General features: G+C 47.7%; 10 protein-coding genes. All 10 read right to left on the bottom strand.

Annotation, left to right across the window (positions count from 1 at the left end):
* The coding region (locus NATSA_RS13645; RefSeq protein WP_210513166.1) for an outer membrane protein assembly factor BamD at positions 1-398 on the bottom strand (398 nt) is incomplete at its 3' end.
* A 48-nt stretch (positions 399-446) separates the two neighbouring features.
* The gene (locus NATSA_RS13640) at positions 447-1,436 is read right to left on the bottom strand and encodes a polyprenyl synthetase family protein (RefSeq protein ID WP_210513165.1); all 990 of its coding nucleotides are present in this window, start codon (positions 1,434-1,436) and stop codon (positions 447-449) included.
* A gap of 54 nt (positions 1,437-1,490) precedes the next feature.
* Positions 1,491-2,516 carry a type 2 isopentenyl-diphosphate Delta-isomerase gene (gene fni, locus NATSA_RS13635; protein WP_210513164.1) on the bottom strand — a complete coding sequence of 342 codons (1,026 nt, stop codon included), beginning with the start codon at positions 2,514-2,516 and terminating at the stop codon, positions 1,491-1,493.
* A gap of 18 nt (positions 2,517-2,534) precedes the next feature.
* Complete coding sequence (locus tag NATSA_RS13630) at positions 2,535-3,062, bottom strand: DUF2480 family protein (protein WP_210513163.1); 528 nt, start codon at positions 3,060-3,062, stop codon at positions 2,535-2,537.
* Positions 3,063-3,138: 76 nt separating this feature from the next.
* Positions 3,139-3,477, bottom strand: coding sequence for a HesB/IscA family protein (locus tag NATSA_RS13625; RefSeq protein ID WP_210513162.1), 339 nt, complete (start codon positions 3,475-3,477; stop codon positions 3,139-3,141).
* A 13-nt stretch (positions 3,478-3,490) separates the two neighbouring features.
* Positions 3,491-4,045 carry a NifU family protein gene (locus NATSA_RS13620; RefSeq protein WP_210513161.1) on the bottom strand — a complete coding sequence of 185 codons (555 nt, stop codon included), beginning with the start codon at positions 4,043-4,045 and terminating at the stop codon, positions 3,491-3,493.
* A 71-nt stretch (positions 4,046-4,116) separates the two neighbouring features.
* The gene (gene sufU / locus NATSA_RS13615) at positions 4,117-4,572 is read right to left on the bottom strand and encodes a Fe-S cluster assembly sulfur transfer protein SufU (protein WP_210513160.1); all 456 of its coding nucleotides are present in this window, start codon (positions 4,570-4,572) and stop codon (positions 4,117-4,119) included.
* A gap of 24 nt (positions 4,573-4,596) precedes the next feature.
* A complete protein-coding gene (locus tag NATSA_RS13610; RefSeq protein ID WP_210513159.1) occupies positions 4,597-5,838 on the bottom strand; it encodes an aminotransferase class V-fold PLP-dependent enzyme in 1,242 nt (413 codons plus the stop codon).
* 7 nt (positions 5,839-5,845) lie between these two features.
* On the bottom strand, positions 5,846-7,183 hold the full coding sequence (sufD, locus tag NATSA_RS13605) for a Fe-S cluster assembly protein SufD (RefSeq protein ID WP_210513158.1): 1,338 nt from the start codon (positions 7,181-7,183) through the stop codon (positions 5,846-5,848).
* The gene (gene sufC, locus NATSA_RS13600; protein WP_210513157.1) at positions 7,183-7,950 is read right to left on the bottom strand and encodes a Fe-S cluster assembly ATPase SufC; all 768 of its coding nucleotides are present in this window, start codon (positions 7,948-7,950) and stop codon (positions 7,183-7,185) included. The genes sufD and sufC overlap by 1 nt, the downstream gene beginning before the upstream one ends.
* Positions 7,951-7,995 lie beyond the last annotated feature (45 nt).

Genomic DNA, 7,995 nt, shown 5'->3' with positions numbered 1-7,995 from the left:
GCATTGTAGGTTTCGGTCTGATCCAGGTTATACCTGGGACTCATCTGATAGTGAGAGTAAGCTTCCATAAACTCGGCTTCTTTACGGCGCTCATCCCTGGTATAGTTCCTGGCAAATCTGCGGAATTCGCTTGCTGCAATGAGATAAGAACGATTGTTAAAGTGACTTTTCGCAAGATAGTACTGTGCATCCGCGGCCATGTCGGTTCCTCTGGCCATTGACAGAACGGTTTCGAATGCATTGACTGCCTGGGAATAACGCTCCCGCTCATAGAGACCCATGGCTTTTTCATAAGCCACATCAATGGAGTCTCCCGGCCGGATCGTATGCCTGGAACTGCAGGCAAGTGCTGTTAAAGCCACAAGCAGTAAAATGACAACTTTGGTAGTAACGTTCATAAAATATTGATATTTATAACTGGCAAAATATGACAGGTAACGATCGGGTTAATTATCTCTATCCTTTAACTTGTCCAGAAGGGATTTTATTTCCCCCTGGTATTCAGATTCCTCAAATTCATCCAGTTTTTCCAGCGCGTTGTTGTAATGGTGGTTGATGGTTTTCGCTGCCTCATCTATAACACCAAGATCATGATATATCCGGATGACCTTCAATATGTCATCCTCACCTGCTTTGCTGTCTCCAAGAGTCTGATTCAGGATAATCCGGTCTGCATCATCAGCCCGTTCAAGAGCAAGAATAGAAAGGAAGGTTTTTTTACCTTCAATAATATCGCCCCCTACTTTCTTGCCGAAAGTGGAAGCGTCTCCAACGGCGTCGAGCAGGTCATCCTGAATTTGAAAAGCGATGCCTGCATGATCACCGATTTCTCCGCAGACTTCAACAGCTTCCTTTCCGGCGCCGGCAATCAGACCACCCAGCTGCATTGAACACCGTATCAGTGCCGCTGTCTTGGCTTTAATCATCTGCAGATACTCCCCGGAAACAACATCATCCCTGGTTTCAAAATCCATGTCCATAGCCTGTCCGTCGCATACCTCCTGCACTGCATCCAGGAAACAGGTCGTAAGCTCAGTTGTCATGGCATGCTGTTCAGGAAATTCCTTTCCATACCGGGTAAACTGTTTCATGGCCATCACAAAAAGCACATCACCCGAAAGTATTGCAGTTGCTTCATCCCATTTGTGATGTACTGTCGGCTGACCCCTCCGAGTTTCGGCATTGTCCATGATATCATCGTGAATCAGGGTGAAATTGTGCAGCATTTCCACAGCAAGAGCAGCAGGTATGGCCTTTTCAGGCTGACCACCGCAAAGTCCGCAGGAAAGCATGACCAGCCGGGGCCGAAGTCTTTTGCCACCCAGATTCAGCGTATAACTCACTGGCTGGTACAAGCGTGAGGGCTGATCTGGAATTGGCAGCGATTTCAGTGCCGATTGAAATAAATGATCCGGGTTTTTCAGCTTATCATCCAATGGTGACTGGTTTTTGGTTTGTATAGCGTGCAAATATACAAAAAAGTAAGTGCATCACCGCAAGGAAACCCGGCGCAAATGTATCATGTCAAGCTCGGTTGGCCTTTCGCAGCCCAGCAAGCACATAATGGTTTTGAAATCGGCTTCCCACTGTTTGTACAGCTTTTCCAGCCCCTCATACCCCTCCTGCTTCACGGCCCGGATAACCGGCTGTGCCGTAGCTGCCATAACAGCGCCCATACAAAGACTTTTTGCGATTTCAGAGCTGTGGCGGATACCACCGGAGGCAATGATTTCGCATTTCCCGCCTGCAAGGTCACGGGCAGCCAGCAGACATTCTGATGTTGGAATGCCCCAATCATCTGTAAAATGATCTTCTGAAGATGCATTCCGGATATTTTCAACCCGGCCCCAGCTTGTACCGCCCGCCCCGGCAATATCGACGGCAGCCACTCCGCAGTCAATCAGCTGTTCGATGACATTCTGGGAAAGCCCGGCCCCTGTTTCTTTCACTATAACCGGGATCTCCACTTCGCTCACAAGTTTCCTGATACCTTCCCGGACACCGCTGAAGTTGCGGTCACCGTTTTTCTGTCTGAGCTCCTGAAGCGGATTCAAATGTACAATAATGGCATCAGCACGTATGGTATCGACAAGAGCAGAGACTTTTTCCTTTTCCAGACCGCCTATTAACTGTGTGCCGCCGATATTTGAGGCTATGAAGGCCGATGGCGCTTCCTCACGGACAATGGAGAATGATTTTAAAAGGGAGGGATCTTCCAGCATGGCTCGCTGGCTTCCGACACCGAAAGGCAATATGTAGGCTTCACAGAATGCTGCAATGATTGCGTTCAGTGGTGTGGCCTCATGATGGCCTCCGGTCATAGACGAGATAAAAAGCGGAAAACTGAACCACCGGTTCAAAAACCGGGTTTCACAGCTAATTTCATCGTAATCAACTTCCGGCAGCGCGTTGTGAATGAAGTCAAATCGCTCGAACCCGCTGGTCTTCGCGTACCCGGCCTGGCCGGAAGTTGTAATGTCAAGATGATCTTTCTTCCGTTGTTCTATTTCCGGCATATTGTAAGTAAGTCAGTATTATGGCCCACCCCGGGATGCCCGATATACCGGGACGAAGGAACAGGCTTCACCATACATCAGCCTGTCAACATAAGGTAACAGTTTTTGGGTAGCATATAAATAGGCCGAAGGTGGAATAGCAACATCGGAACACCCCTTTAGCAAAACTCTCTTGCCTTCGTACTCAGACCAGTTCACCGATTCCATTTTTTTACGGAATCGTTCAAAAGCAGCTGATTCCGGTGTACCATAAATGATATTTCCGGCATGTTTCGAGGCATATGCAGCAACGAGCATATATGCCCAGGATGCAATAATAGCGTCACTTGAGCAATAAACCGCCAGTGTTTTCCCCTCATATTGCTGCCAGTCATGCTGGGCCAGAGCGCCGCGAAACTCTTTCTCTTTCAAAACCAGCTCCATGTGCAGGTAATCCTTCAGATCAAACGGTACAACTTCCGATTCATCATACCATTCCTGCAGATCAAGAGTGATCAGTCCTGATTTGGCTACTTTGTTTTCTATAACTTCAGCTTCACGGCTCATAGGCGTAACAATTCTCTGATTTTATCAAATTGGCTGTTTGCTTGCATTCATCCCCTTCCGGCGGAATAAACGAACTTCAGACGGAGAAGGACTCTCCGCATGAGCATGTTCGTGCGGCATTCGGATTAATGAAATGAAATCCCTTGCCCTCCAATCCGGCTGTATAGTCCAGTTCGGTGCCTGCGAGATAAAGAAAACTCCTCATATCGACAACGATTTTCAAACCATTGACTTCAAATTCCTGATCCTTCGCATTAGTGTCAGCACCGTTTTTGTCAAACTCAAGATTGTAGGTAAGTCCGGAGCAACCCCCTCCTACAACACCGATGCGGAGTGCGGCATTTTCTCCGGCTCCTTCATTTTCCTGAATTTCCCTGATTCGTTCGAGTGCTTTATCACTTATACTGATAGCCATAAGAAGATATTTCCTATACCGATTGAATGGTGATGTTCGGATCAATGCGCTTGGCCATACTTTCAATGGCGTACAGAGTACCGGTGGTGGCTGTCGGACAGGTTCCGCAAGCACCCTGATAATGGACTTTGAGAACATCATTTTCAAGACCGATCACCTTCAGCCCGCCACCATCAGCCAGAAGATAAGGCCGGACCTGTTCGTCCAGCATCTTGTTAATTTCAGCAAGCCGGGGATCATCCGAATTTTTCGCTTCCTCGCTGACGTTGACATTCGGATCATCGGTTTCAAGTTGTTCAATTGCTTCTGCTTCACGGATAGGCGGTGCCAGCTGGCGCAGCAGGGTGTTCCAGTCAATTCCTCCGTCCTGGGTAATGGTGACGTAACGGTCAACATAAAAGACGGAGATCACATGTGGAATTTTAAAAAGTTCACTGGCAAACGGATCGGCCACAGCTTCTTCAGGCGCTTCATAAGAGCGTGTTACACCCTGGGAAATGGGTTCCTGCAACACAAAGCGCATGGCATCCGGATTCGGGGTTCTTTCTATTTCAGCTATTTTTGGCATAACTACTGTAATTACAATGATTATTTGTCAGTATAAACGTCCGTATCAGATATCTATTTCCGTTTATCAGGTCATTCCGTTGTGACTTTTTCTTCACCTTTCAGGGCAGCGTTCAATGTATGCCATGAGAGGGTGGCACATTTGACCCGTGCCGGCAGATTCCGTACTCCGGCAAATACTTTCAGGCGCCCGAGATCATTGGGTTCCTTCTCGGGATCCATCTTGCCCTGGGTCATGTCATGAAACTGCCTGTAGAGCTTTTCAATTTCATCAATATGCTTGCCCTTTACGATGGTTGTCATCATGGAAGCCGATGCCTTGGAAATGGCACAGCCTTCACCTGTAAAGGTTACGTCTGTTACCACGTCGTTTTCATCAATATTGATAAAGACTTTGTACTTGTCACCGCAAAGCGGGTTGTACCCTAGTGCATCATGGTCTGCGGGATTGAGTTCCTTGAAATTTCTCGGGGTTTTGTTATGGTCAAGCAATACTTGCTGATAAAGATGACTTGTATTGTCAATCATTTTTTCCGTTCGCTGATTACTGAGTTATCTGAATATTTCCAACACCTTATGCAAGGCTGCAACAAGCTGATCAATTTCTTCTTCAGTATTATACATGGCCATTGAGGCCCGGGTAGTTGCTACCAGTCCGAGACGCTCCATGAGTGGCTGCGTGCAATGGTGGCCGGTCCGGACGGCAACACCTTCCAGATCAAGAATGGTACCGATGTCATGCGGATGAACACTATCAAGCACAAATGAAATTACCGATGACTTGCCGGGTGCTTTCCCAATGATATTGAGTCCTTCGATTGCAGACAGTTCACTTGTTGCATATGCAAGCAACTCCTGCTCTCTTTGGTATATGGCATCATAGCCGATGCTACGGATATATTCGGCAGCTCTGCCCATTCCGATGGCACCTGAAATATTGGGTGTGCCGGCTTCAAATTTGTATGGCAGATCATTAAACAATACTTCGTCAAATGAAACACTGAGGATCATATCTCCACCGCCGCGGTACGGGGGCATTTCTTCGAGCATCTCTTTTCTGCCGTACAATATGCCGATGCCTGTAGGGCCGTACATTTTGTGCCCGGAGGTTGCATAAAAATCACAGCCGATTTTCTGCACATCAACTTGCATGTGAGATACTGCCTGGGCTCCGTCAACAAGTACTGGCACACCTTTTCCGTGGGCGATCTTCGTAATTTTCTCTACCGGATTAACTGTTCCCAGCGTGTTTGAGACATGTACGATGCCAACAAGCCTTGTACGGTCGCTGATCATCGACTCAAAAGCATCCAGGTCAAGTATCCCGTCATCACTGACAGGAATCACCTTCAAACTGGCATTTCTGTCATCACACAGCATTTTCCAGGGGACAATATTGGAGTGATGTTCCATTGTGCTGATCAGGATTTCATCACCCTCGCCGATGTTCTTTCTCCCCCAGGACTGCATAACGAGATTCATGGCATCGGTGGCGCCGGATGTGAAAATAATCTCCTTGCTTTCACGGGCATTGATGTGACTTCGGAGAGATTCACGCGCCTGCTCCATGGCATCGGTGGCTTCCTGGCTGAGCAGGTGCACACCACGATGAACATTGGCATGGTAGCGGCTGTGGTAATCACGATAGGCATCCTGAACCTGACGCGGCATCTGGCTTGATGCGGCATTGTCAAGATATGCCAGTGGTTTGCCGTGGACTTTCCGGCTGAGAACCGGAAAGTCTTCACGGCAGTTTTGAATCGTCGTATGTTGATCTTTGAGTACTGTACTCATAGGCCTGTCAGGCAGTTTCTTTTATGGATTTACTTGCCTTCGTGAACGATTCAACCTCTTTGCTCAGTCTTTCCTGAATTGAGCTTACGGGGATTGATTCAATCACATCCAGTGCAAATCCATATGTCAGAATTTCCTTGGTCTGCTCATGAGTCAGACCACGGGACTTCAGATAGAACACCTCTTCTTCGTTCAGCTGACCGATGGTTGCTCCATGGCTGCAGGAAACATCATCAGCAAAGATCTCAAGCTGCGGCTTGGCATATGCCGTTCCGGTTTCGGAGAGCTGCAGATTTCTGTTTTCCTGGAACGCATCGGTTTTCTGGGCGTCCTGACGTACAAAAATCTTACCGTTGAACACGGATGTCCCGTCGCCGTCAATGATACATTTATGAAGCTGATGGCTCGTGCAGTTCGGCATGGTATGATCCATGATACTATGTGTATCGGAAAGCTGTTCGCCGTTGACCATGACCAGGCCATCAAGTGTTGCGTGGGTATTTTCATCCGTCAGTACCGCCTTGACATCACTTCGCGACAGTTTTGAGCCAAGCTGAATGGCGTACGATTTGTAATCACTGTCTCTGCTGATGTCTGCCGCAAGCCGGGAAATGTGGAAAGCCTCGCGACTGTCCCTCTGCAACTTTACATGGGTCATGTGCGAGTTCTCGGCAAGAGCGATCTCGGAAACCGGACAGTTGAAATAGACATTATTGCCCAGACCGATATGATCTTCCACAACCGTCATTTCGCTTGACTGATCACCAACAACCAGACAGCGCGGCGTCATAACATACTGGTACTGTTCATCGGTATTTATGAACAGCAACTGTATAGGTTCTTCGATTTTTACAGACTTCGGGACATAGATAAAAGCACCGTCCCTGAACACCGATGTGTTGAAGGGTACAAAGGGATCGTCATCCCATTTGGCATATTTTCCGATATGTTCCAGTGCCGTTTTATTCCCTTCCTTGAGCACATCATGCAAATTGGCAACAATTACTCCATCAGGCAGCCGGTCGGTTTTGGACCACTCCTTGCTGAATACACCATTGATAAACGTCAGGTGATGATGTTCGGCTTCCGGATAAATAAAATCAGACACATTATCCGGAACATTGGGTTGTTTAACATCGGCTGCCCTGACAAAACTGTGCTTCTCAAGCGGTTTTAACGAAAAGTATTTCCACTCTTCATGCCGGGTTGTCGGCAGCTGCAGACCGGCAATGGCATTTCGCGCTTCGTTTTGAAGCGCTGCTACCTGACCGTTGGCAGAAACCGATTGATCAAACTGACCGACAAGCCTGTCCAGAAAGAGTGTTTCTTTTGAAATGTCTGTCATTACTTAGCCTCTCCATTTACTTCTGTGTTGGCTGTTACCCATTCATATCCGTGCTCTTCGAGTTCAAGAGCAAGTTCTTTGCCACCGGACTTGTGAATACGCCCGTTGACGAGCACGTGAACATAATCAGGTGTGATATAATTGAGAATGCGCTGGTAGTGCGTTACCAGCAGTATGGCATTGTCTTTGCCCGAAAGCTTGTTGATCCCTTCAGATACAATGCGCAATGCATCGATATCCAGACCGGAGTCTGTCTCGTCAAGCAAGGACAGTTTGGGGTTCAGAACTGCCATCTGCAGAATTTCATTGCGCTTCTTCTCTCCACCGGAAAACCCGGCATTCACATTTCGCTCGAGAAACTTGGCATCCATCTCCACGAGCTTGAGCTTTTCGGCTACATAATCTTCAAACTCGAGAGGATCAAGCGGATCTTCCCCGTTCTCCTTTCTGAGCTGATTGTACGATTCACGCATCAGCATGGAATTACTGACTCCGGGAATTTCAACGGGATACTGAAATGCCATGAACACGCCTTTTCGCGCACGCTCATCCGGCTCCATTTCTGCAAGATCCTCTCCTTCATAAAGAATCTGTCCATCGGTTATCTCGTACGAGGGATGGCCGGCTATGATTTTTGCCAGAGTACTTTTGCCGCTGCCGTTGGGACCCATGACAGCGTGAACTTCACCGGCTTTGATTTCAAGGTCAATTCCGCGGAGAATTTTTTCGCCTTCCACTTCGGCGTGAAGATTTTTAATTGTCAGCATTTAGTTATATCTGTTTTGAATCGTTACTGTTATAATGTGTAATCA

The sequence above is a fragment of the Natronogracilivirga saccharolytica genome (genome assembly GCF_017921895.1).
In the GTDB taxonomy this organism is placed as follows: domain Bacteria; phylum Bacteroidota; class Rhodothermia; order Balneolales; family Natronogracilivirgulaceae; genus Natronogracilivirga; species Natronogracilivirga saccharolytica.
Note: the sequence above shows the minus strand (reverse complement) of the source record. Positions and strands in the feature narration are given on the sequence as shown.